This is a genomic window from Delftia sp. S65 (genome assembly GCF_016516495.1).
Lineage (GTDB): Bacteria > Pseudomonadota > Gammaproteobacteria > Burkholderiales > Burkholderiaceae_C > Comamonas > Comamonas acidovorans.
In genome coordinates this window covers 25304-47894 of record NZ_JACVUR010000008.1, presented here as the reverse complement: position 1 = coordinate 47894, position 22591 = coordinate 25304, and the positions used below count along the sequence as shown (strand labels likewise).

Here is a 22591-nt window from a genome sequence, read left to right as displayed (position 1 = left end):
CGGCCCGTCCGGCAAGTTGTGCAAATTTCTCGAAATTTCTTTGCGAGAGGCTTGCTGCGCCTTGCCGGAAGACGCGCATTGTAGCGCGACTTTCAGCCCGCTCAGAGATGCTTGAAGCTGGCGGGACGCTTGTTGACGAAGGCGTCCATGCCTTCCTTCTGGTCCTGGGTGGCGAACAGCGCGTGGAACAGGCGGCGCTCGAACATGACGCCGTCGGCCAGCGAGCCCTCGAAGGCGCGGTTCACCGATTCCTTGGCCGCCATGACGGCGATCTGCGAGAAGCCGCTGATGATGATGGCGGCGCCCAGGGCTTCGTCCATGAGCTTGTCGAAGGGCACGACGCGGCTGACCAGGCCGGCGCGCTCGGCCTCGGTGGCGTCCATCATGCGGGCCGTGAGGGCCATGTCCATGGCCTTGGACTTGCCCACGGCGCGCGGCAGGCGCTGCGTGCCGCCGGCGCCGGGGATCACGCCCAGCTTGATTTCCGGCTGGCCGAACTTCGCGTTGTCGGCGGCGATGATGAAGTCGCACATCATGGCCAGCTCGCAGCCGCCGCCGAGGGCAAAGCCGCTGACGGCGGCGATCACGGGCTTGCGGATGGAGCGGATGGCTTCCCAGTTGCGGGTGATGTAGTCGCCCTTGTAGGCATCGGCAAAGCTGTACTTGGCCATGGCGCCGATGTCGGCGCCGGCCGCGAAGGCTTTCTCGCTGCCGGTGATGATCATGCAGCCGATGGCCTCATCGGCATCGAAGGCCTGCAGGGCCTGGCCCAGCTCGTCCATGAGCTGGTCATTGAGCGCGTTGAGCTGCTTGGGGCGGTTGAGCGTGATGATGCCGACCTTGTCGGCTTCGACGCGAACTTCAATCATTTCGTAGGCCAAGGGAGTCTCCTGCTGGGGTTGTCGTCGTGATCCTCAAGAATAACCGGCCGGCGGCGCGGGGCGGCATGCGCCGTTCAGGGTGTGGCAGGCGCCTGCGCGCTGCCCGTGTGCCCGGCCAGCCAGCGTCCAGCGGTCTCCTCGTCCGTGATTTCCAGTCCGAGATTGCTGGGGGCGGGCGCCGCCAGGGTGCCGGATGTGGCAGCTTTTGCATCGCCGTTGTCCGTTTTCTCCACCATGGCGGCGGCCTCGGACAGCAGGCCCGAGCCCCAGGGCAGGGTCAAGGCCAGGATCTGCCGGTCGCGGGCCACCCAGGCGACGATGTCCAGGGCCGTGCCTGCATAGAGCGCCACGTCGTCCAGCCGGGTGATGCGCCAGCGCGCGGGCTGTGAATCCTCGGCGCCGGTGGGCAGCTCGATGGCCAGCCATTCGTCGCCCGCCATGAAGCCTGCGCGCTCGGCCAGGCTGCCGCGCAGCACGGTCTTGATGGTGATGCCCTGGCTTTCCTGCACGCGCAGGCCCAGGCGCTGGGCAGTCTGCGCCGGCTCGGCCTTGGCCTGCACGCCGTGCGCGGCCAGCAGCTCGGCCAGCGGCAGGTCGTCGGTGCCGTGCACCCATTGCGTGATCTCGGGCGCGAAGCTGCGCCCGCCCAGGTCCTGCAGCACGGCCAGCACATCGGCCTCGCCCATGGGGCCGCCCTGGCAGCGCTGCCACAGCGCGCGCATCACGTCGTCCAGCGTGCTGCGGCCTTCGCGGCGCAGTTGCAGGTCCAGGGCCAGTGCGACCAGGCAGCCCTTGGTGTAGTAGCTGACGGTCTGGTTGGGCGTGTTCTCGTCCTGGCGGTAGTACTTGACCCAGGCGTCATAGCTGGCCTGGGCCACGGACTGCAGGTGTCGGCCCGGCGTCTGCAGCACCTGGTTGATGGTGCGCGTGATGAGCTTGAGGTATTGGGCGTTGTCGATCAGGCCGGCGCGGCGCAGCAGCAGGTCGTCGTAGTAGCTGGTGAAGCCTTCGAAGAACCACAGCAGCTCGGTGTAGTTCTCCTGCCCGTAGTCGTAGCGCGCGAATTCGGCCGGGCGCAGGCGCTTGACGTTCCAGGTGTGGAAGTACTCGTGGCTGATCAGGCCCAGCAAGGTGGTGTAGCCCTCGGCGGCCTTGCGCTCGCCCACGCGCGGCAGGTCGCGCCGGCCGCAGATCAGGGCCGTGGAGTTGCGGTGCTCCAGGCCCCCATAGCCGTCATCGACCACGTTGAGCATGAACACGTAGCGCTGCATGGGCGCGGGCGTGGCCTGCTCGCCCGTACCGTGCCAGAAGGCCAGCACGGTCTCGCAGATCCTGCGTGCATCGGCAATCAGGCGCGCGCCGTCGAAGCTGGGCGCGGCGCCCGCGACGATGAAGCTGTGCGGCACGCCCGCGGCCACGAAGTCGCCACGCCAGAAGCTGCCCATCTCCACGGGGCAGTCCACCAATTCGTCGTAGTGGGCGGCGCGGTACAGGCCCCAGCCGCGCGCATCGGTGTCCACGGCGTCCAGGCCGGTGGCCACCTGCCACGATGCCGTGGCATCCGACGCAAGCAGTTGCAGCGTGTGCGGCGTATCTTCCTGGCCGTGCACGCGCAGGCAGAGGCTGGTGCCGTTGAAAAAGCCGCGGCGGCGGTCCAGCCAGGCCGTGCGCACCGAGCTGTCATAGGCGCAGAACTGGTAGCTGAGCACCAGGGGCGTGTTGGCGTCGCAATCGGCCTGCCAGAGGTTCTTTCCCTGCTGGGCCAGCGCGACGGGGCGGCCGTCCTGCTCGGCAGACAGGCCCTGGAGGTTCTTGGAGAATTCCCGCACCAGATAGCTGCCGGGAATCCAGACCGGCAGCGACAGGGTCTGGCCAGCGGCCGGGCGGGCGATGTGCAGCTGCACGCTGAACAGGTGCGCATCCACATCAAGGGCCTGCACGCGGTAGTGGATGTCCGCTGCGGCAGTGGCAGTGGCGGTGGCGGCGAGGGGAGAGGTCATTCGGGCTCCTGCAGGTGTGGCCTGGAGGCTGCCCGGGCCCGCTGCGGCGGGCTGGAGCCGGGAAGCTCCGGCCGAGGGGGATCAGGTGGGGGGGGGGGGGGGGGGCGGGGCGGCCCGCCCCCCCCCCCCCCCCCCCCCCCCCGGTGGCGGTCAGCGCGCGGCTGCGGCTGCGGCCAGGTTCTTCTCGACTTCCTGGGCGCTGATGGCGCCAGGCACGCGGGTGTTGTTGGTGAAGATGACGGTGGGCGTTCCCGTGATCTTGTACTTGCGGCCAAAGGCCAGGTTGCGCTGCACGGCCGAGGTGTCGCACTGGGCGGCGGCCGGTACCTTGTCGCGCAGCATGTGGTCGGCCCATGCACCGGCCTGGTCCTTGGCGCACCAGATGTTGCGCGACTTCTCGGCCGAGTCGGGGCTCAGGATGGGGTACAGGAACAGGTAGATGGTGACGTTGTCCACGGTCTGCAGGTCGCGCTCGAAACGCTTGCAGTAGCCGCAGTTGGGATCTTCGAACACGGCCATCTTGCGCTCGCCCTTGCCGTGGACGATGGTCACGGCGTCCTTGAGCGGCAGCTGCTTGAAGTCCACCGCCGTCAGCTGGTTCATGCGGTCTTCGGTGAGGTTGCGGCGCGCCTTGGTGTCGATCAGCTCGCCCTGGATCAGGTAGTTGCCCTTGGCGTCCGTATAGAACAGGTCCGTGCCGATGCGCACTTCGAACAGGCCGGACATGGGCGTGGGGCGGATTTCGTCGATCTTTTCCAGCTGGGGAATGCGCTCGGTCAGCGTCTTGCGCAGGTTGGCGTCCTGGGCATGGACACCGAGGCTCCAGGTCAGGCTGGCGGCCGTCAGCAGGCAGGCGAAGAGTTTCATGGCAATGCGGTGGGTGGGCGGGGCCGCGTTCAGGCCGGCCGCGCCGTGGTTGAGGGGGATTGCGCGGCGCGGGGCGCCACGGAGCAGGGGTACGAGTCGCAAAACGGCAAAGGGTTCAACGGCACGGGATCGGCTTGGCTCCAGGCTCAGGCGCCGTTGCGCGGGTCCAGGCCCATGGCCTGGCGCGCCATCCAGTCCTTGAGCGGGCCGAAGCGCTCGAAGCCCTTCATGCCCCAGTTGCGCAGCATCTGCACCGGAACCTCGGAGCGGCTGAACAGCTGCTGCAGCCCGTCCATGGCCAGGCCCATGGGCGCCAGCGCGGCCTTGCGCTCGCGTTCATAGCGGCGCAGCAGGCGCAGATCGCCGGTGCTGCGCCAGTAGCCGCGCTCCTGCAGCACGCGTGCCAGCGCCTGCACATCGCCCAGGCCCAGGTTCAGGCCCTGGCCTGCCAGCGGATGCACGTTGTGGGCGGCATCGCCCACCAGCACCCAGCTGCGGGCCGAGCGTGCATCGCCGTCGGGCATGGAGCCGCACCAGTGGTCGGCCACGGCCTGCTGCAGCGGCCAGGCCATGCGCGGTGCGCTCAGCTCCAGCCGCCCCAGCGCGCCCTGGCTGATGGCTTCCAGCCGCGCGGTGAAATCCTGTGTGTCGGCGGCCAGCCAGCCGTCGGCCAGCTCGCGGGCGATGGACCAGACCACGGCCACGCTGTGGCCTTGCGGGCCGTCCAGCGGCAGCAGGGCCAGGATGCCTTCGGGCGTGAACCACTGTCGCGCCACCTGTCCGTGCGGCAGCTCGCAGTGCAGCCGGGTGGCGATGGCGTGCTGTGCATAGGGCGTGACGGCGAAGTCCACGCCGAACTCGCTGCGCGTGCGGCTGGCGCGGCCCTCGCAGATGGCCGTCAGCGGCGCCGCCACGGGCTGCTCCACCACCTCGACCATGGGCTGGTAGCGCACGGCCTCGGCCAGGCGCTGCTCCAGCGCGGGCACATCGACGATCCAGGTCAGGGCCTCGACATCCTGGCTGGCGGCGTCGAACAGCACATGGCCGTCCAGGTCGCCAAAGACTTCCATTTGCGTCACGGGCGTGGCGTGCTGGTCATCGGGCCAGCAACGCAGGCTGTCCAGCAGGCCGCGTGCGCTGGCATTGAGCGCGTAGGCGCGCACATCGGGCGCGTTGCCGGTCGGCGCGGCCACCACCAGGGCCACGCGCAGCCGTTCCCGGGCCAGCAGGAGAGCCAGGGTCCGGCCTGCAATGCCGGCCCCGCGTATACATACATCAAAGGTTTGCGCCATGGCCGGCATTGTAGGAGTCCGGGCCATGCCGGGGATTCCAACTGGCGCAAACTCCGGCTTTGGCATGACCTGCCGCAGCCTGCGTCGCCATCTGGCATATTGCCGCCCATCGCATGGCGCCATTCGCACCATGGATGGCATACACACTCCAGATTTCCCAAAAAGAGCTATCCGATGTTTGACCAAGAAAGAGACGTGCAGGGCCGCATTGCCCAGTTGTGGGTATATCCCGTCAAATCCTGCGCGGGCATCGCGCTGCAAAGCAGCGGCGTCGGCGCCACCGGCCTGGCCTGGGACCGCCACTGGATGGTGGTCGATGCGCAGGGCGAATTCCTGACCCAGCGCGACCATCCGCGCATGGCCTGGATACGCCCTGAGCTGGAGGCCGGGCACCTGGTGCTGCACTTTCCCCAGCAGCCGCCGCTGCGCATCGCGCTGCAGGCCACGGGGCCGGAGCGCCGGGCGCGCGTCTGGTCGGACTGGGTGCAGGCCTGGGACATGGGCCCCGAGGCCGCCCGCTGGCTGACGCAGGCCCTGGGCACGGACTGCTCCCTGGTGCGCTTCGACCCGGCAGCGCCGCGCCGCACCAGCGAGCGCTGGACCGGGGGCGAGGCTGCACCTGTGCACTTCGCGGACGGCTATCCGCTGCTGGTACTGAGCCAGGCGGCCGTGGATGAACTCAACCAGCGCCTGCAGGCCGCCGGCCAGCCCGCCGTCGATGCCCGCCGCTTCCGACCCAACATCGTGATCGAGGGCCTCGAAGCCCATGACGAGGACCGGGTCGACGGGTTCGACGTGCTCGATGCCCAGGGCCTGCGGCTGCGCATGGCCAAGCCCTGCACACGCTGCCCCATTCCCGACATCGACCCCGTCACGGCCGTGCAGGGCACCGCCGTGGGTGACGCCATCCGTACCTACCGCCAGGACGACCGTGTCGATGGCGCCATCACCTTCGGCATGAATGCCGTGCTGGAAGGCCTGCATGACGGGGCCGAACTGGTCGTTGGCCAGTCCGTGGCCGGCGACTGGCAGTTCGCCTGAAACGACAGGAAATGCCCGGTTGACTAAAATACGGGGTTTGTCCCCAGAATCCCTGTAGAAAGCCCTGCCATGAGCCTCAAATGCGGCATCGTGGGCCTGCCCAATGTGGGCAAGTCCACTCTCTTCAACGCGCTGACGAAGGCCGGCATCGCCGCCGAGAACTATCCCTTCTGCACCATCGAGCCGAACACCGGCGTGGTGGAAGTGCCCGATCCGCGCCTGCAGAAGCTGGCCGACATCATCACGCCCGAGCGCATCGTGCCGGCCATCGTCGAATTCGTGGACATCGCCGGCCTGGTGGCCGGTGCCTCCAAGGGTGAAGGCCTGGGCAACCAGTTCCTGGCCCACATCCGCGAGACCGACGCCATCGTCAACGTGGTGCGCTGCTTCGAAGACCCGAACGTCATCCACGTGGCCAACAAGGTGGACCCCATCGCCGACATCGAGGTCATCCAGACCGAGCTGTGCCTGGCCGACCTGGCCACCGTCGAGAAGGCGCTGAACCGCTACAGCAAGGCCGCCAAGTCGGGCAACGACAAGGAAGCCGCCAAGGTGGTGGCGCTCCTGACCCCCATCCAGGCTGCCCTGGACCAGGGCAAGCCCGCACGCACGGTGCCCGTCTCCAAGGAAGATGCGCCCCTGCTCAAGCAGTTCTGCCTGATCACCGCCAAGCCCGCCATGTTCGTGGGCAACGTCAGCGAAGACGGCTTCGAGAACAACCCGCTGCTCGACAGCCTCAAGGCCTATGCCGAGGCACAAGGCGCTCCCGTCGTGGCCATCTGCGCCAAGATCGAGGCTGAAATGGCCGAGATGAGCGACGAAGACCGCGACATGTTCCTGCAGGAACTGGGCCTGGAAGAACCGGGCCTGAACCGCCTGATCCGCGCCGGCTTCGGCCTGCTGGGCCTGCAGACCTACTTCACGGCCGGCGTCAAGGAAGTGCGCGCCTGGACCATCAAGGTCGGCGACACCGCCCCCCAGGCCGCAGGCGTCATCCACGGCGACTTCGAGCGCGGCTTCATCCGTGCCCAGACCATCGCCTTTGACGACTTCATCGCCTTCAAGGGCGAGCAAGGCGCCAAGGACGCGGGCAAGATGCGCGCCGAAGGCAAGGAATATGTCGTCAAGGATGGCGACGTGATGAACTTCCTGTTCAACGTCTGAGGCAACGGATGCCGCGGCAGAACTGCTGAAAAGCAGTTCTCGCCCACCTCAGGAAACCGCGCTTGTGCGCGGTTTTTTCATGCCTGGATCGATTCGGTCCCGCGCACCGAACGTCCATGGACAATGGCGCCTTTCCATTGGGGAAAGAGAGACCTTGAAATGGACCGCCCGCATTTCAGATTCCATCCCGGTGCTTATGAAACCGTCTTCGAGCAGGAAGAGGGTGTGTGTTCCTGCTGCGGACAAAACCGCAGCCTCAAGTACGAAGGCCCGTTCTACAGCCAGCAAAGCCCCGACTACCTGTGTCCCTGGTGCATTGCCAGCGGGCAGGCTTGCGAGACATACGACGGCGAACTTGTGGGATATACCGATATCGAAGGCGTGTCGCCTGATCCGGCAGACCCCGAGCCCACCATCGCCAGGGAACTGCTGCTGGAAATAGCGCAGCGTACGCCTGGCTACAGGGCCTGGCAGCAGCCCGTGTGGCTCACGCACTGCAACGCACCCTGTGTCTTCCTGGGTCACGCCGACAGGCAGGCCGTCGAGCCTTTCCTTGCTGAAGTCCTGCCCGACATCGAAGGCAGCTACAGGAACGATGCGCAGTGGATGCTGGAGCGCATGTCCACGGACGGCATGATTTCCGGCTGCCTTTTCCGGTGCGTGCATTGCGGCCGGCATCGGCTGCATATGGACGTGGGATGAATCCAATGACCACCTACGCCGACCTCTCCACCCAAACAGGCATTGCGCTGCCGCCGCTGTTGAGCGACCTCCTGGCATCGGGGAAGACCGTCTACGGTCCGGATTGGGCTGCCACCTGGCGCCAGCGCTGCCTGCAGGACCCGCCCTTGTTCATGAGTTGGCAGGACTTCGAATGGATAGACGCCGAAGCCAGCCGGGAAATCATCGAGGGCTGGCTTCATCCTGGCGCACAGAACGGCCGGAGCTTTCTGCCATTCGCCCAGTCGGGTGCTGGCGATGCCTGGTGCCTGACGCCGCTGGACACGCATGGCGTGGGCGTGGCGCTGGTGTTGCACGATGACGAGGCCAGCAGTGTTTCGCACGCCTGCTTCGATGACTTTGTCTGTGCGGGATTTCTGCAGGCCTTTGCGGACCTGAGCGATCAGCTGGATGACTTCTCGGAGCCGGAGGCCTTGCAACTGTTGCGGGCCGATGTCGCGCAGGCCGCGCGCTTCATGACGCAGGAGTTGGGTGGCTATCTGCAGGATTTCTGCCGGCGTCCCTTGGAGATCAGGCCTTGGCGCGACGGGCCCCGGGCGCGTGTTCGTCAGGTGGCTTCATTGATTTCACAAGATGAACTGGCGGCCGAACTGGACAGGCTGCCCGCCGTGGACCTTTCCTTTCCCGTCGTGGCGCGCTGGGAAGTGCGTTCGGTGGAGGAGGGAGACGCGCGGCACGGCCCTGCGCCAGAGCCCACAAAGATCGATTGGCGCACCCTCGCCGCCGATCCCCTGCAGAAGATGGCGGCCATCAGGGCCTGCCAGAGCGAGCATGGCTGCAGCCTGGGACAGGCCAAGGCCATGGTGGACCAGTACATCGGAAGCTTGGACCGCCATGCGTGAACGCGGGCGGACCGGCCCCTGCAACCCACCATAATCACCCATCCCGCCAGCCGACCGCCCCGACCTCGAGCGTGAACTGGGATGCAGGGATGATCAAACGGCCAAGCCTTCAGGCCACGGGTCAGTGGATCTATGAGTCCGTTCAGACCGATTCGCCGAAATACCCGCGCGTATACCCCAAGGCCTTCGAGAGTTGCGCGGCGGCGTCGATGACGCGCGGCGCCATCTCCTTCATGCGGGCCACGCTCAGGCGGTCCAGCGGTCCCGAAATGCCGATGGCGGCCACGGGACGCTCGAAGGCGTCGTACACGGCTGCGGCCAGGCCGCCAACGCCTTCGCGCCACTCCCCGCGATTGACCGCATATCCGACGCGAAGCGCCTTGGCGCATTCGGCCTTCAGAAGCTCCTTGCTCACGATCGTGTTTGGCGTGAACCTCGGCAAAGGGTCAGGTAGCCGGTCAAGGTACTGCGCGGGCTGCGCCGCCAGCAGGGCCTTGCCCGTGGCCACGGCATAGGCGGGAGCGCGGCCACCGATCATCGAGTAGGCGCGTATGGGCTGGACGCTGTCTATCTTGTCCACGTAGATGACATCCTGCCCTTCAAGCACCGACAGATGGACCGTCTCCGCGCTTTCCTCGGCCAGTACCGCCATGAAAGAGGGAGCGATCTTGCGCAGGTCGAGCTGCCCCAGCTGGCGCACGCCCAGTGCATACATCTTGGTCGTGCTGCGAAAGCCCCCGCCTGCCGGGTCGCGCTCCACGTATCCGGCGTGGATGAGGGTCTGCAGTGTCCTGTGCGCATTGCTTCGGGTGAGGCCCACGCGGGCCGCCACGTCGTCGATGACGCGTGCCTCGCCCTGCATCTCGGCAATGGCCTCCAGCACTGCCAGGCCCTTGAGTAGCGTTTTGTCCATGCAATGAATCCCAAATGTTGGGATGAGCTTAGCACGCATGGCGTCGCTCACGGCCCGGACAGCATCTTTGCGAGCCCGCTCGCGCCGTGCCCGGGGATCAGATGGGGCAGGTTCGCTCGGCCCGAGTTTCCGATGCGCACAACTCCTGGACCAGTCGGCCGGCCACTCCCCGTGCGAGCCGTGCGTTGACATCCATGGAGTTGGTCCAGAAGTAGGTTCCTGCCGCCATGGTGCCCAGCACGCTGATGTCCGCATTGATGCTGCCGTCGGACCGCATCAGATTTCCGGTCGCGAAATCCACGCACAAGCCGCCGAAGCGGTGAGGGCAGGCCTCGCCCCGGTCCAGCAGGTTGCGCAGCAATGGCAGGTCCGAGTGCCTGGCGTCGGCGGAAAAGCTCGTGGCATTGATGACCACGTCCGCTTGCAGCTCGGCCCTGTCCCGGGCCTGAATGCGGAACCGGTGGTGCTGGCCGGGGACCGGGGCTACAGACTGCAGGCCCGGCATCACCTGCAGGCGCCCCGCACGAAGCAATGCCTGCAGCCTGCGTGCATTCTCGATGGGGAAGGTCACGCGGCGAGCCATCCAGATGCTGCGCAGCGTGGCGTCGAAGCGCTCGCGCCCGGCGTCGTCGAGCTGCTGCCAGATGGCGTCCACGACGGCGTTGAGCGCATTGCCCAGCGACTGCCATTGCCGTGGACGCGATGAGGACAGCGTGATTTCCTCTTGCAGATAGTCCGTGGCAGGGGGCGGTGCAGCCTGCAGGTCCAGGAGTTCGTCGAACGCTATGCCCTGGTGCGCCAGTTCGTCTGCGAGCAGACCCATTGCCTCTCGCAGTGTCAGGCGGCGGCCTTGGGCGACCCCTTCGGCAAGGGTGGCCACAAGGCGCGGACTCAGTGTGACGGGCTGGTTCTTCAGGCCCCTGACCGACGGAAGCCTGCCGTTGCGGGACATGCAGTACATCGGCCCCGTGTGGCCGGCTTCGGCAAGCGCCACCACGGCGTCGATGGCGCTCAGGCTCGTGCCCAGCACGCATACCGTCGCATCGCGGGGGATGCCACAGGCCAGTGCCCGGACCGGGTACGGGCTGTCGAAGTAGCCGGCGTGGCCGCGCAGGTCCCCGAACGCGGCCGAGCTCAGGTTGCCGATGGCGAGGATCACCCGTTGCGCGATGTGCTCTGCCTGCTGTGTCACGAGCCGGTAGCCGGCCGGTGGGTCTGCCCTGACATCGTGCACGGCCTCCCGGACGTGGCGGATGTCCACGCCCAACGTGGCCCCCGTGGCACAGGTTTCGCGGTAGACATCTTCCAGATAGCGGCCGAAAAGCGGGCGCGGCAGAAACGAGTCGTGCGTGATCTGCTCGCCCTGGAAATGGGTGATTGCCTGGCGGTGGAGCCAGCGCAGAAAGTGTTGCCGGTCATCTTCGGCGACGGACATGCTGCCGGCCGTGACGTTCAGAAGATTGGTGGGTGCGTCGTCGGCATAGGCCGCTCCACGGCCGACGGCAGGGGCTGGCTCGAAGACCAGCACCTGCAGCCGAGGGAGGGCGCTTTGTGCCTGCACTCGCGCACGCACCAGATGGAACAGGAAGGATGTGGCCACGGAGCCGCCTCCCACGACGGCAATTCGCATGCTTTGCATGAGGGTGCCGTTGCGTTCACTGCACCTGGGCAGTCTTTTGAACCTGGCCCCACTTGGCCAGCTCGGCCTCGATGAGCCGGGTGGTGTGTTCGGGACTGCTTGCGTAGGCATCGGCGCCCTGCTTTTGCAGCGTCTGGCGTACTTCGCGCATCTTTGCGATCTCCTGCATGGCCTTCGAGAGCTGGCCCACGATGGCCGGTGGTGTGGCCTTGGGCGCGAGCAGCCCGTAGTAGGTCGTGACTTCGAAATCCGGGAAACCCGATTCCTTGAGCGTGGGCACGTCGGGCAGCATGTCGCTGCGCCTGGCGCTGGTCACGGCCAGTATGCGCAGCTTGCCACTGCCGATCTGCGAGGCCAGTGCCGGCAGCGTCTCGAAGACCAGGTCGATCTGGCCACCCAGCAGATCGGCGACAGCGGGCGCGCTTCCCTTGTAGGGGATGTGCATCAGTTTCATGCCGGCCGCCTGCTGGAAGTACTCCCCCGTCATGTGCTGGGTGGATCCATTGCCTGCGGAGCCATAGCTCAGGCCTTTGCCGCCGGCCTTGCCGAGCTTGACCAGCTCGGCCACGGAATGGGCGGGCAGGTCGCTGCGCACCGCGATGGCCAGAGGCACCGAGCTGCCCATGGAGACGCCGGTCAATGCCGTCATCAGGTCGTAGGGAGGCTTTTGCGTGGGGATGACCGCGTGGATGGCCAGGCTGCCAATCGCTCCGAACAACAGGCTGTAGCCGTCGCCGGCGCTGTTGGCCACGGCCGTGGCGCCGATTTCGCCTCCGGCGCCTGCCCGGTTTTCGATGACGAAGGGCTGGCCCAGCCATTGACCCAGGTACTGCGCATAGACGCGTGCCGTGATGTCGGTCGCGCCGCCGGGCGGGTAGGGCGTGACGACGCGCACGGGCTTTGCCGGCCATTGCTGTGCGAGCAACGGCCCCGAGCAGGCCATGCCTGCGATGCCTGCCAGGATTTGGCGTCTGTGAATCATCTTTTATCTCCTTTTGCCCTTGGGGTCGGTGGGTTTCTGATCGCTGTCGGCTTGAATTCAGTTCTTTGTTTATTCCCAAAAATTAGGATTGATGTCTCATAATTTGTTGACATCATGGGCGCCGCTGGTAGGATTTGTCAACGCGGCAACACCTTGGCGATAACCCCAGCCAACCGCACACGCCGACCACGCCCCTCGTTTTTGGAGACAACATGAGCCATCAACTGCCGCTGGACGGCATCAAAGTGATCGAGATCTGCAACGTGGCGGCTGGGCCTTTTTGTGGAATGCTCCTGGCGGACCTGGGGGCCGAGCTGATCAAGGTGGAGAACCCGCAAGGCGGTGACACCCTGCGCAGCTGGCCACCCATCAGTGACGGTTACAGCGAGAACTTCGCCTCGCTCAATCGCAATAAGAAGTCGGTCACCCTCAACCTCAAGGAGGCCGGCGATGTGCAACTGCTGCGCGAGCTGGTCCGGGGTGCCGATGTGCTCATCGAGAACAATCGCCCCGGTGTCATGGACCGCCTGGGGCTGGGCTACAAGGACCTGCAGGCCCTGAACCGGCGCCTGGTCTACTGCTCCATCTCGGCCTACGGACAGTCGGGGCCGCGGTCCGGGGAAGGCGGGTTCGATCTCACCGTCCAGGCCATGAGCGGCATCATGAGCATCACCGGGGAGGAGGGCGGCGCTCCCGTGAAGTGCGGCGTGCCGCTGGCCGATTTCTCCGCGGGCCTGTATGCCGCTTTCTCCATTGCGGCGGCATTGCGTGCGGCGCAGGCCAGCGGACAGGGTGTACATCTGGATGTGCCAATGCTGGGCGCCACGCTGGGTATCGCGGCGCTACAGACATCGGAGTACTTCGGCAGCGGGCGTGACCCGCGCGCGCTGGGCTCGGCCCATCCCCGCAACGCGCCGTACCGCGTCTTTCGCTCGTCCGATGGCTACTTCGGCATGGCCGCCGGCAACAACGCGCTGTGGCGTTCGGTCTGCGAAGTGGTCGGCAAGATGGCGCTGCTGGATGATGCCCGTTTCCTGACGCCGACGCTGCGTGCCCAGCACCAGGATGCTCTGCTGGAGATCCTCGAAGAGGAGTTCGTGCGCGCCGACACGGCGACCTGGCTGCAGCGCTTTCGCGACGCGGGGGTGCCCTGCGCGCCCATCAATCGGTACTCGGAGGTGCTCGTCGACCCGCAGGTCGAGCACATGCAGTGGGTGCAACCGCTGGAGCTGCCCAACGGCGTGAAGACCAGGACCTTTGTCTCGCCCGTCCGCTTCGATGACCGCACGCTGGCGGTCCGGCTGCGGCCGCCTTCGCTGGGCGAGCACAACGAGCAGGTGCTGGGTCCGCTGCGCGATGGCGCAAAGGAGACGGTATGAGCGGCGTCCTGGATATCCAGGTCAGCGGCCACCGCTGGACTTTCACCCTCAACCGCCCCGACAAGCTCAATGCCCTCAACGCGGAGCTGGTCGACGCACTGCTGGAGGGGGTGCGGCATGCCCATGCCCAGGGGGCTCGCCTGCTGGTCCTGCGCGGCGCTGGAAAGAGCCTGTGCGCCGGCTTCGATCTGTCCGACCTGGAGGCACAGAGCGAAGGCGATCTCGTCCTGCGCTTCATCCGCATCGAACAGCTGCTTCAGGCGCTTGCAACGTCGCCGGCATACACCGTCGCCCTGGCGCATGGCAAGGTGTACGGGGCTGGCGTCGACCTGTTCGCCGCATGCCGCCGGCGTATTGCCAGCGCACAGGGCATGTTCCGCATGCCCGGCCTGAAGTTCGGCCTGGTGCTCGGAACCCGGCGCTTCGCCGACCTGGTGGGAACGCAGAAGGCCTTGGACATCCTCGGCGCAAGCCGGCCGTTTTCCACGGACGAGGCCGTGCAGATGGGATTCGTCCAGCAGGTCCTGGCCCAGGAGGATTGGCCGGGCGTGGTGCAGGAATGCGAAGCGCTGGTCGTTGAACTCGAGGACGAGGCCCGGGCCTCGCTGTATCGCGCGCTCGATACGGTACAGGCGGATGCCGACCTGGCGCATCTGGTGCGTTCCGCCGCGCGGCCAGGGTTGAAAGACCGGCTGCGCAAGTATCTGGGCCAGTAGTGGAGCAATTTTCACAAGGACCAACCCATGCCTTCTGGATTCGTCGGAAAAAACAAATGTGTTCCCCTGCAGGAACTCGTCTCGCGCGTACCGGACGGGGCCTCCCTGGCCATCGGCGGGAGCTTTCTTCACCGTGGCCCGTTCGCCTTCGTGCGCGAACTGATCCGCCAGGGCAGGACCGGCCTTGAAATCATCAAGCAGTCTCCCGGCTACGACATCGACATTCTTTGCCGGGCCGGGGCCGTCAGAAAGGTGCGGGCCGGCATCGTCGCGATGGAGGGCAACTTCGGCCTGGCGCCCTGGTACCGCCGGGCCGTCGAGCGCCAGGAAGTCGTTCTCGAAGAGCATGCCTGCGCGAGCCTGACCGCCGGGCTGCGCGCGGCGGCGTACGGCATCCCCTTTCAGCCGTGCGCTGGCTTGCACGGAAGCGACCTGCCCGCCTTGAACGGCTGGGTGAGCCTGCCGGACCCGTACTCGGATCGCGCACCGGTGTACGCCATCCCGGCCATCGAGCCGGACTATGCGGTGCTGCTTGCCTCGGAGATCGACCGGCAGGGGAACGTGCGCATTGCGGGCACGCCGCATTGGGACCGCATCATGAGCCGTGCCTCACGCAGTGTGCTGGTGGTGGCGGAAAAGCTGGTGGACACGCAGGTATTCCAGGACAACCCGGAGTCCACCGTCGTGCCGTATTTCATGGTCGAAGCCTTCTCCGTCGTCCCCGGCGGCGCCTGGCCAGGCTCATGCTGGCCCAGCTATCCGATCGATTACCCCGCGGTCGAAAGCTATCTGGCCGAGGGCGACGAAGCCCTGGCCGCGCACCTGGCGAAAGCGCCCGAGGCAGCAACACAGGAGAAGGCACGATGAGCGCGAACTGGTCCGGTTTTTCATACATCGCCATCAACCTGGCCCGGTTCATCCGGCCCGGCGAGATCACGTTCAGCGGCGTCAATTCCACCTTGCCCATGCTGGCCTGCCTGCTGGCCAAAAAGACGCTGGATGAGGACTTCATCTACATCAACGTCGCGGGCGGCGTGGACCCCGAGCCGTCCAGCGTCCCGCTGTCGAGCTCGGACCCCGTGCTCGCGCAGCGCAGCGCGTCCATCTTCGCCAACGAGGACTTCTACGACCTGTGCTGCCGCGGGCGCATGGATTTGACGTTTCTTGGCGCGGCGCAGATCGACGGCGAGGGGTGCGCCAACAACTCGGCGATCGGCGACTGGCACAGGCCCAAGGTGCGCCTTCCCGGTGGAGGCGGCGGCGCCGTCATGCTTCCCACCGCCTTGCGCGCGTGCACCTGGCGTACCGAGCATTCGACGCGCACCCTGGTGAACAAGCTCGACTTTCGCACCTCGTGGGGAGGCTTTCATGGAGTGGTCACTCCGATCGCGACCTTCATCAAGCGCGACGGACGCCTGGCGCTGGATTCATGGCACCCGCAGGCATCCCTCGAAGAAGTGCGCGAGCGCACGGGTTTCGAGTTTGACGCCAGCACGGCGCATCCCACCGACCCGCCAACGCAGCGCGAGCTCCAGGCCCTGGCCTCGCTGGACCCTGACGGGCAGTTCGAGCGCGATGCACGCGTGAGCCTGCGCTGAGCCGCACCGGACAGGAGCTGCCAATGACCGACGAATTCGAATCCCTGGTCGCGGCCTTTCATCGCCGCTGGCAGTCGCCAGGGTGGGCTGCAAGGCCCGCCCTGGTGGCGCAGGGCGGTGTCCTGAGCTACGGAGCCCTCGCGCAGCGGGTGGGCGTGCTGGCCGGTGGCCTGCGGGTTGCCGGGATACGCGAGGGCGACCGCGTGGCCATTGCCGTGCCGCGGTCGCTGGACCTGGCCTGCGCACTGCTTGCGACCCTGGTGGCCGGCGCCTGTCCCTGCGTGCTGGAGCCCGGGCTTGGCGCCGAGGAGACCGCAAGGCGTTTTGCGGCGACGGCCATGACCTGGCTGGTGCATGACCGGAGCCACCATGACGATCCCTGTCTGGCGGCCGTTGCGCAGGTACGGCGCATTGCATTGGAAAGCCTTGCTCCCGATGTGCAGCCGTACTGGGCTTGCACATCTGGCCCCCGGGACTGTGCCTACCTGCTGTTCACTTCCGGCAGCAGCGGCAAGCCCAAGGGCGTGCTGCAAAGCCACCTGGGGTTGCGGGTCAACGCGGACGGCATCGTCCGGCACACGGGGCTCGGCCCGCAGGACCGGCTGCTGCACACCATGCCGCTGCACCACACCAATGGCGTCAACAACCAATTGCTGGCCCCACTGCTGGCGGGCTCGACCGTCGTGCTGGCGGAGCGCTTCAAGGCGCAGGACATGCCGGCGCTGATGGAGCGGCATCGGCCCACCGTGATCACGGGAGTGCCGACCATGTACTCGCGCATGCTCGCGTTCGAGTTTCCGCCAGCCTCGCTGGCCGCCTTGCGCATGGCGCGCTGCGGCTCGGCCCCCATCACCGAGGAGCTGCACAGGCGGGTCGAGGAAAAGTTGGGCGTGCCCCTGGTCGTGTCGTACGGGCTCTCGGAAGCGACCTGCACTTCTGCGATGAATCCGCCGCTCGCGCGCAGGGTGGGCTCCGTGGGCACGGTGCTGCCGGGGCAGCGGGTCTTTCTTGCCAGGCCGGGCGGTGCCGAGATCGAAGATCCCCTGCAAGAAGGAGAAATCTGCATCAGCGGACCCACCCTCATGCTGGGCTATCTCGAAGAGGGGACCGCAGGCGCGCCCGCCGGCCCCGGGCCGGCACTGCGCACCGGAGACCTGGGGCGCTTCGATGCCCAGGGGTATCTGTACATCACCGGCCGCATCAAGGACGTGATCATCCGCGGCGGCGAGAACCTCTCTCCCAACCTCATCGAAGGCGTGCTTGCGAAGGTGCCGGGCGTACGCGCCTGCTGTGTCGTGGGCCGGCCCGATGCCGACCTGGGCGAGGTGCCGTGCGCCTTCGTCGTGAGAACCGGCGACGAAACGGGACGTGCACTCACGGAGCAGCACCTGGCCGCTGCGGTGCTGGGCGAGCTCTCGCGGATGCATGCACCCGTCGCCTACCACTACGTTGATGCCCTTCCGGAAAATTCCGTAGGGAAGGTGGACAGGAAGATCCTCAAGGCCGCGCTGGCCTGAGTGGCCGGGTGGGCAGGGCGGCAGCCGGCCGCAGCGGCGGCAACCCACCATAATCACCCATCCCGCCAACCGACCTCCCTCACCTTCGTGCCCCACCCCACCAGTCCCGCAGCCTCTCCCATCCATGCCGAACTCGTTGCCGTGCTGGCGGCCGTGACCCAGGGCACACCGCGCGTGCTGACCACGGCGGACGGGCAGTTGCTGCCGGCGGGGCCGTTCGAGGTGGGGCACCGTTCGCTGCAGGCCGGCCTGCGTGCCTGGGTGGAGGAGCAGACCCATCACCCGCTGGGCTACATGGAGCAGCTCTACACCTTTGCCGATGGCGATCGCACCGATGCCAGCGGGGCGCGCGTGATCTCGGTCAGCTACCTGGGGCTGACGCGCGAGTCTGCCGACCGCAGCGCGGGGCAGGCCGTCTGGCAGGACTGGTACCGCTACTTTCCCTGGGAAGACTGGCGCGGCGGCGAGCCGGCCCTGCTGCGCTCCCACATCGCTCCGCGCCTGCATGCCTGGATGGCCGAGGCGCGCGGCGCCCAGCGTGCGCTGCGGCGCCAGCGCGCGGACATCGCCTTCGGCCTGGACGGCGGGCCCTGGAACGAGGACATGGTGCTGCAGCGCTACGAACTGCTGTACGAGGCCGGACTGGTGCAGGAGGCGGCTCACCGCGTCCATGGCGCGGCCGCCATGCTGCCCGGCGAGGCCATGCACCACGACCATCGCCGCATCCTGGCCACGGGCATGGCGCGGCTGCGCGCCAAGATCAAGTACCGGCCCGTGGTGTTCGAGCTGATGCCACCCGAGTTCACGCTGCTGCAGCTGCAGCAGACGGTGGAGGCCCTGGCCGGGCGCGGGCTGCACAAGCAGAACTTCCGCCGCCTGATCGAGCAGCAGGATCTGGTCGAGGAGACCGGCCAGCTCACGGTGGGCTCGGCGGGCCGGCCCGCCAAGCTGTTCCGCTTTCGCAGCGATGTGCTGCTGGAGCGGGCCATCTCGGGCAGCAAGCTGCCCCTGGCCAAGGGAATCGACGGTTCCCCCTGAGCCGCACGGCACTTGCCCGATTGTGACAATGGCTTGACAGCACTTATGCTCGTATCTAGCATAAGTTCCTCGCTCAAGCCCGCAAGGCCGCGCGCCACATTTTTTTGACCTACATATACTCAAAATGAGCATTAATATTGCCAATGCCCTCAGTGCCCGCCTGCCGGTACCGCCGCTGCCCGACCTGATGCTGGAGCCGCTGGTGCGCTCGGCCCTGCTGGAAGACCTGGGCCGCGCGGGCGACCTGACCACGGATGCCATCGTCCCTGCCGACGCACAGGCCGAACTGCGCCTTGTGGCGCGCCAGGAGGGCGTGCTGGCCGGGCTGGACATGGCGCGGCTGGCGTTCCGTGCGCTGGATGCGCAGTCGCGTTTCGAGCCGGTGCTGCGCGATGGCAGCGAACTGGCGCCCGGCCAGGAGATCGCGCGCATCCAAGGCAGCGCGCGCGCCATCCTCACCGCCGAGCGCGTGGCGCTCAACTACCTGTGCCACCTGAGCGGCGTGGCCACGGCCACGGCATCGATCGCGAGGGCCATCGCCGACACGGGCGCACGCGTGACCTGCACGCGCAAGACCATGCCCGGCCTGCGTGCGCTGCAGAAGTACGCGGTGCGCGTGGGCGGCGGCAGCAACCACCGCTTCGGCCTGGACGATGCCGTGCTGATCAAGGACAACCACATCGCGCTGGCCGGCGGCGTGGCCGAGGCCCTGGCCCGGGCGCGCGCGGGCGTGGGCCACATGGTGCAGATCCAGCTGGAGGTGGACACGCTGGAGCAGCTGGAGGTGGCGCTGTCCCTGGGCGTGGAAGTGGTGCTGCTGGACAACATGGACCTGGACACGCTGCGCACGGCCGTCTCCATGGCGCGCGGGCGCGCGGTGACCGAGGCCTCGGGCCGCATCACGCCCGAGACGGCGCGCGCCGTGGCCGAGACCGGCGTGGACCAGATCGCCGTGGGCTGGATCACGCACAGCGCCCGGGTTCTCGACATCGGCCTCGACACCTGAGGACTCGGCCATGGCATTTTCTTTGCGCGGGCGGGGACTCTGGACGCTAGCGGCCTGCGCGCTGCTGGCGGGCGCATCGGGGCTGTGGCTGGCGGCGCCCGGCAAGGCCGGCACGCGCCTGGAGCGGCCCATCACCATCGTCGTGACGTTTCCGCCGGGTGGCGGCACGGACCTGCTGGCGCGGCGCCTGGGCGAGCAGCTGCAGCAGCGCCTGGGCCAGCCCGTGGTGGTGGAGAACCGGCCCGGCGCCAGCGGCAACATCGGCGCCCATGCCGTGGCCCAGGCCGTGGCGGACGGCAGCACCTTGCTGATGGCCAACAGCTCGTTCGCCATCAACCCCGGTGTGTACGAGCGCCTGGACTTCGATCCGCGCAAGGACTTCACGGCGGTGTTCAACGCAGGCTCCATCGCCTCGGTGCTGGTCGTGCCTGCGGACAGCGCGCTGCAGACGCTGGAGGACGCGCTGGCCCAGGCGCACCAGGAACGGCCGCTGCTGTTCGCCTCCTGCGGCAACGGCACGCCCCAGCACCTGGCCGGCGAGATGCTGGCCCGGGAGGCGAAGCGCTTTGTGCAGCATGTGCCCTACAAGGGCTGCGGCCCGGCCATCACGGCCGTGGCGGCAGGCCAGGTGGCGGCGGGCATGGTCACGGCCAGCAGTGCTGCGGCCATGATCGCTGCAGGCCGCGTGCGCGCCCTGGCCGTCACGGCGCCGCAGCGACTGCCGCAGCTGGCCGGCGTTCCCACGGTGGCCGAGCGCGGCCTGCCGGGCTTTGCGGTGGAGCAGTGGCATGGCCTTCTGGCACCTGCCGCCACGCCCCGGGCCACGGTGCAGGCATTGCATGACACGCTGGAGCAGGCGCTGGCCGATCCCGCCGTCAGCGCTGGCTTGCGCGACCAGGGCTACACCCTGGCGCGGCAGACACCGGGCCAATTCCAGGCGCTGATCGCGGCCGACATCGACCGCTATGCCGCCGTGACCCGGGCGCTGGGCCTGAAGGCCGATTGAAGGCCGATTGAGGGCCAATTGGGTGGCCGACTGGCGACTTACTGCATGAACCAGCCGTGGCTGACCACCAGCGACTGGCCGGTCAGCGCATTGCTGGGGAAGCCCGCGAACAGCAGGGCCACGCGGGCCACGTCCTCTGTGGTGGTGAACTCGCCGTCTACGGTTTCCTTGAGCATCACGTTCTTGATGACCTCGTCCTCGCTGATGCCCAGCGTGCGGGCCTGCTCGGGAATCTGCTTGTCCACCAGCGGCGTGCGTACGAAGCCCGGGCAGATCACATTGGCGCGCACGCCGTGCTTGGCGCCTTCCTTGGCCACGGTCTTGGCCAGTCCGATCAGGCCGTGCTTGGCCGTGACATAGGGCGCCTTGAGCAGCGAGGCCTCCTTGGAGTGCACCGATCCCATGTAGATCACGCTGCCGCCCCGGCCCTGCGCATACATGTGCTTGAGGCAGGCGCGCGTGGTGAGGAAGGCGCCGTCCAGGTGGATGGCCAGCATCTTCTTCCAGTCGGCAAAGCTGAATTCCTCCACCGGATGCACGATCTGTATCCCGGCATTGCTGACCAGGATGTCGATGCCGCCGAAGGCCCGGGCGGCCTCCTCGACCGAGGCGTTGACCTGGGCCTCGTCGGTTACGTCCACGGCCACGCCCATGGCCTGCGCTCCCGTGGCGCGCAGCTCGGCCGCCGTGGCGTCGGCTGCCTCCTTGTTGAGGTCGGCAATGACGATGCGCGCGCCCTCGCTGGCGAACAGCGTGGCGATCTCCTTGCCGATGCCGCTGGCCGAGCCGGTGATGAAGGCGACCTTGTCCTTGAGTTGCATGGTGAGTCTTTCCTGGAGAGTGGATGAAACAGGCCGGTGTCCATCTTCGGCGGGGCCGGCCGCGTGCCCTTGTCGGCGCAGGGACCAGTCTGGCGCCGGTTTCTTAGACGAAACTGAGTCGGCAGGCCCGGCTCCCCAGTGTTGGCAGCCCGCAAGTCATGGCCGTGACGGCCGGCCCTTCAGGGCGCGGCGGCCTCGCGGTGCCGGGGCTGCTGGAACAGCTCGCAGACCAGTTCGCGCAGCCAGCGCTTGGCCGGTTCCTGCTCGAAGCGCCAGCTCCAGTGCAGCGACACGTCGAAGCGGTGATCGGGCAGGTCGGCATCGCGCACCGCATAGCCGCCGCGCTCGACAAAGCCGGCCGCGATCTCGGCCGGCATGATCACCGCCAGGTCGGTCTTGCCCACGATGGAGGGCACGGCCATGAAATGCGCGGCCGACAGGCGGATGCGCTCATCGAGCCGCAGCGCCTGCAGGATGCGCAGCGTCTCCGAATGCGAGCGCACTGCCGCGAAATCCAGCTGGCGCAGCGTTGCCAGAGCCAGTGGCGCGTCTTCGGGCACGTGCGCCAGCGCGGGGTGGCCGCTGCGCAGCAGCACGCCGTAATGGTCGGACAGCAGCACGGTCTGCCGGGTCCGCGTGCCACCCGGCAGAAAGCCGATGGCGATGTCCAGCGTGCCCCGGTCCAGCGCATCGGCAATGCCGTCCAGCGGCATGGGCAGGGTCTCCAGCTGCACATGCGGGGCGCGCTGGTGCAGCGCCTGCATCAGCGGCGGCAGAAAGCGCGCCTCGCCGATGTCGCTCAGGTGGATGCGAAAGCGCTGTCGCGCCTGCAGTGGCTCGAAGCTCTGGGCCTCGGACATGGCGACTTCCAGCACCTCCAGCGCCTGGCGCACAGCCAGCGCCAGGCGCTCGGCACGCGGCGTGGGGCGCACGCCCGCATGCGCGCGCTCGAACAGCGGATTGCCCAGCAGCAGGCGCAGCCGCGTCACGGCCTGGCTGGCGGCGGGCTGGGACATGCCCAGCTCCTCGGCCGCGCGGCTGACGCTGCAGTGGCGGTACACGGCGTCAAAGACGCGCAGCAGGTTGAGGTCCAGGTTCTTGATATCCATTTGATGAATATCTCTTAGATAGTTTATTCAATTGCTGGA

General features: G+C 67.4%; 21 protein-coding genes. 12 read left to right on the top strand and 9 right to left on the bottom strand.

The genetic code is table 11. The features are described 5' to 3' along the window. Positions 1-101 precede the first annotated feature (101 nt). The 4 genes from IAE24_RS09680 to IAE24_RS09665 form a co-directional block, all read right to left on the bottom strand. On the bottom strand, positions 102-881 hold the full coding sequence (locus tag IAE24_RS09680; protein WP_012203459.1) for an enoyl-CoA hydratase: 780 nt from the start codon (positions 879-881) through the stop codon (positions 102-104). 74 nt (positions 882-955) lie between these two features. After that, positions 956-2881: a M61 family metallopeptidase gene (locus IAE24_RS09675; protein WP_199960689.1), complete on the bottom strand. Its 1926-nt coding sequence runs from the start codon at positions 2879-2881 to the stop codon at positions 956-958. Between the two features lie 150 nt (positions 2882-3031). After that, positions 3032-3748 (bottom strand): DsbC family protein, encoded by a 717-nt coding sequence (locus tag IAE24_RS09670; protein ID WP_034390564.1) that lies wholly within the window; start codon positions 3746-3748, stop codon positions 3032-3034. A gap of 146 nt (positions 3749-3894) precedes the next feature. Then, on the bottom strand, positions 3895-5040 hold the full coding sequence (locus IAE24_RS09665) for an FAD-dependent monooxygenase (protein ID WP_199962481.1): 1146 nt from the start codon (positions 5038-5040) through the stop codon (positions 3895-3897). Between the two features lie 174 nt (positions 5041-5214). Here IAE24_RS09665 and IAE24_RS09660 point away from each other — a divergent pair, with 174 nt between their 5' ends. The 4 genes from IAE24_RS09660 (at position 5215) to IAE24_RS09645 (ending at position 8828) form a co-directional block, all read left to right on the top strand. After that, complete coding sequence (locus tag IAE24_RS09660; protein ID WP_199962480.1) at positions 5215-6081, top strand: MOSC domain-containing protein; 867 nt, start codon at positions 5215-5217, stop codon at positions 6079-6081. A gap of 69 nt (positions 6082-6150) precedes the next feature. Next, the gene (ychF, locus tag IAE24_RS09655; protein WP_012203464.1) at positions 6151-7245 is read left to right on the top strand and encodes a redox-regulated ATPase YchF; all 1095 of its coding nucleotides are present in this window, start codon (positions 6151-6153) and stop codon (positions 7243-7245) included. A gap of 159 nt (positions 7246-7404) precedes the next feature. Next, positions 7405-7947 (top strand): CbrC family protein, encoded by a 543-nt coding sequence (locus IAE24_RS09650; protein WP_063327191.1) that lies wholly within the window; start codon positions 7405-7407, stop codon positions 7945-7947. Between the two features lie 5 nt (positions 7948-7952). After that, the gene (locus tag IAE24_RS09645) at positions 7953-8828 is read left to right on the top strand and encodes an SMI1/KNR4 family protein (protein WP_233626427.1); all 876 of its coding nucleotides are present in this window, start codon (positions 7953-7955) and stop codon (positions 8826-8828) included. Between the two features lie 142 nt (positions 8829-8970). Here the strand turns inward: IAE24_RS09645 and IAE24_RS09640 are convergent, their stop codons facing one another. From IAE24_RS09640 to IAE24_RS09630, 3 genes are all read right to left on the bottom strand, one after another. Next, on the bottom strand, positions 8971-9741 hold the full coding sequence (locus tag IAE24_RS09640; protein WP_065347416.1) for an IclR family transcriptional regulator: 771 nt from the start codon (positions 9739-9741) through the stop codon (positions 8971-8973). Between the two features lie 97 nt (positions 9742-9838). Continuing rightward, positions 9839-11371 (bottom strand): FAD/NAD(P)-binding protein, encoded by a 1533-nt coding sequence (locus tag IAE24_RS09635; protein ID WP_233626426.1) that lies wholly within the window; start codon positions 11369-11371, stop codon positions 9839-9841. Between the two features lie 25 nt (positions 11372-11396). Then, complete coding sequence (locus IAE24_RS09630; protein ID WP_199962478.1) at positions 11397-12362, bottom strand: Bug family tripartite tricarboxylate transporter substrate binding protein; 966 nt, start codon at positions 12360-12362, stop codon at positions 11397-11399. A gap of 212 nt (positions 12363-12574) precedes the next feature. Here IAE24_RS09630 and IAE24_RS09625 point away from each other — a divergent pair, with 212 nt between their 5' ends. The 8 genes from IAE24_RS09625 (at position 12575) to IAE24_RS09590 (ending at position 20622) form a co-directional block, all read left to right on the top strand. After that, entirely contained in the window at positions 12575-13741 is a 1167-nt protein-coding gene (locus tag IAE24_RS09625; RefSeq protein ID WP_199962477.1) for a CaiB/BaiF CoA transferase family protein, read from the top strand. After that, a complete protein-coding gene (locus IAE24_RS09620; RefSeq protein WP_063327185.1) occupies positions 13738-14457 on the top strand; it encodes an enoyl-CoA hydratase/isomerase family protein in 720 nt (239 codons plus the stop codon). The genes IAE24_RS09625 and IAE24_RS09620 overlap by 4 nt, the downstream gene beginning before the upstream one ends. A 27-nt stretch (positions 14458-14484) precedes the next feature. Beyond that, positions 14485-15324 carry a CoA transferase subunit A gene (locus IAE24_RS09615; protein ID WP_065347412.1) on the top strand — a complete coding sequence of 280 codons (840 nt, stop codon included), beginning with the start codon at positions 14485-14487 and terminating at the stop codon, positions 15322-15324. After that, positions 15321-16055 carry a CoA-transferase subunit beta gene (locus tag IAE24_RS09610; protein WP_063327183.1) on the top strand — a complete coding sequence of 245 codons (735 nt, stop codon included), beginning with the start codon at positions 15321-15323 and terminating at the stop codon, positions 16053-16055. The genes IAE24_RS09615 and IAE24_RS09610 overlap by 4 nt, the downstream gene beginning before the upstream one ends. Positions 16056-16078: 23 nt before the next feature. After that, entirely contained in the window at positions 16079-17572 is a 1494-nt protein-coding gene (locus tag IAE24_RS09605) for a class I adenylate-forming enzyme family protein (RefSeq protein WP_199962476.1), read from the top strand. Positions 17573-17659: 87 nt separating this feature from the next. Then, positions 17660-18610, top strand: a complete 951-nt coding sequence (locus tag IAE24_RS09600) for an NUDIX hydrolase (protein ID WP_013804059.1) — start codon at positions 17660-17662, stop codon at positions 18608-18610. Between the two features lie 124 nt (positions 18611-18734). Beyond that, positions 18735-19616: a carboxylating nicotinate-nucleotide diphosphorylase gene (gene nadC, locus IAE24_RS09595; RefSeq protein ID WP_034390574.1), complete on the top strand. Its 882-nt coding sequence runs from the start codon at positions 18735-18737 to the stop codon at positions 19614-19616. 10 nt (positions 19617-19626) lie between these two features. Further along, complete coding sequence (locus IAE24_RS09590; protein ID WP_154835610.1) at positions 19627-20622, top strand: tripartite tricarboxylate transporter substrate-binding protein; 996 nt, start codon at positions 19627-19629, stop codon at positions 20620-20622. A gap of 38 nt (positions 20623-20660) precedes the next feature. Here IAE24_RS09590 and IAE24_RS09585 read toward each other — a convergent pair whose 3' ends face one another. Together IAE24_RS09585 and IAE24_RS09580 are read right to left on the bottom strand one after the other, a co-directional pair. Continuing rightward, complete coding sequence (locus tag IAE24_RS09585) at positions 20661-21443, bottom strand: 3-hydroxybutyrate dehydrogenase (RefSeq protein WP_012203473.1); 783 nt, start codon at positions 21441-21443, stop codon at positions 20661-20663. A 179-nt stretch (positions 21444-21622) separates the two neighbouring features. Next, positions 21623-22552 (bottom strand): LysR family transcriptional regulator, encoded by a 930-nt coding sequence (locus IAE24_RS09580; RefSeq protein WP_071954433.1) that lies wholly within the window; start codon positions 22550-22552, stop codon positions 21623-21625. Between the last annotated feature and the right edge of the window lie 39 nt (positions 22553-22591).

What these genes read in the sequence shown, in the direction of transcription:
- IAE24_RS09580 (WP_071954433.1), bottom strand. Translation starts at nt 22,552, where the DNA reads ATGGATATCAAGAACCTGGACCTCAACCTGCTGCGCGTCTTTGACGCC.
- nadC (WP_034390574.1), top strand. Translation starts at nt 18,735, where the DNA reads ATGAGCATTAATATTGCCAATGCCCTCAGTGCCCGCCTGCCGGTACCG.
- IAE24_RS09650 (WP_063327191.1), top strand. Translation starts at nt 7,405, where the DNA reads ATGGACCGCCCGCATTTCAGATTCCATCCCGGTGCTTATGAAACCGTC.
- IAE24_RS09590 (WP_154835610.1), top strand. Translation starts at nt 19,627, where the DNA reads ATGGCATTTTCTTTGCGCGGGCGGGGACTCTGGACGCTAGCGGCCTGC.
- ychF (WP_012203464.1), top strand. Translation starts at nt 6,151, where the DNA reads ATGAGCCTCAAATGCGGCATCGTGGGCCTGCCCAATGTGGGCAAGTCC.
- IAE24_RS09645 (WP_233626427.1), top strand. Translation starts at nt 7,953, where the DNA reads ATGACCACCTACGCCGACCTCTCCACCCAAACAGGCATTGCGCTGCCG.
- IAE24_RS09670 (WP_034390564.1), bottom strand. Translation starts at nt 3,748, where the DNA reads ATGAAACTCTTCGCCTGCCTGCTGACGGCCGCCAGCCTGACCTGGAGC.
- IAE24_RS09635 (WP_233626426.1), bottom strand. Translation starts at nt 11,371, where the DNA reads ATGCGAATTGCCGTCGTGGGAGGCGGCTCCGTGGCCACATCCTTCCTG.
- IAE24_RS09615 (WP_065347412.1), top strand. Translation starts at nt 14,485, where the DNA reads ATGCCTTCTGGATTCGTCGGAAAAAACAAATGTGTTCCCCTGCAGGAA.
- IAE24_RS09620 (WP_063327185.1), top strand. Translation starts at nt 13,738, where the DNA reads ATGAGCGGCGTCCTGGATATCCAGGTCAGCGGCCACCGCTGGACTTTC.
- IAE24_RS09605 (WP_199962476.1), top strand. Translation starts at nt 16,079, where the DNA reads ATGACCGACGAATTCGAATCCCTGGTCGCGGCCTTTCATCGCCGCTGG.
- IAE24_RS09665 (WP_199962481.1), bottom strand. Translation starts at nt 5,040, where the DNA reads ATGGCGCAAACCTTTGATGTATGTATACGCGGGGCCGGCATTGCAGGC.
- IAE24_RS09585 (WP_012203473.1), bottom strand. Translation starts at nt 21,443, where the DNA reads ATGCAACTCAAGGACAAGGTCGCCTTCATCACCGGCTCGGCCAGCGGC.
- IAE24_RS09610 (WP_063327183.1), top strand. Translation starts at nt 15,321, where the DNA reads ATGAGCGCGAACTGGTCCGGTTTTTCATACATCGCCATCAACCTGGCC.
- IAE24_RS09625 (WP_199962477.1), top strand. Translation starts at nt 12,575, where the DNA reads ATGAGCCATCAACTGCCGCTGGACGGCATCAAAGTGATCGAGATCTGC.
- IAE24_RS09675 (WP_199960689.1), bottom strand. Translation starts at nt 2,881, where the DNA reads ATGACCTCTCCCCTCGCCGCCACCGCCACTGCCACTGCCGCAGCGGAC.
- IAE24_RS09640 (WP_065347416.1), bottom strand. Translation starts at nt 9,741, where the DNA reads ATGGACAAAACGCTACTCAAGGGCCTGGCAGTGCTGGAGGCCATTGCC.
- IAE24_RS09660 (WP_199962480.1), top strand. Translation starts at nt 5,215, where the DNA reads ATGTTTGACCAAGAAAGAGACGTGCAGGGCCGCATTGCCCAGTTGTGG.
- IAE24_RS09630 (WP_199962478.1), bottom strand. Translation starts at nt 12,362, where the DNA reads ATGATTCACAGACGCCAAATCCTGGCAGGCATCGCAGGCATGGCCTGC.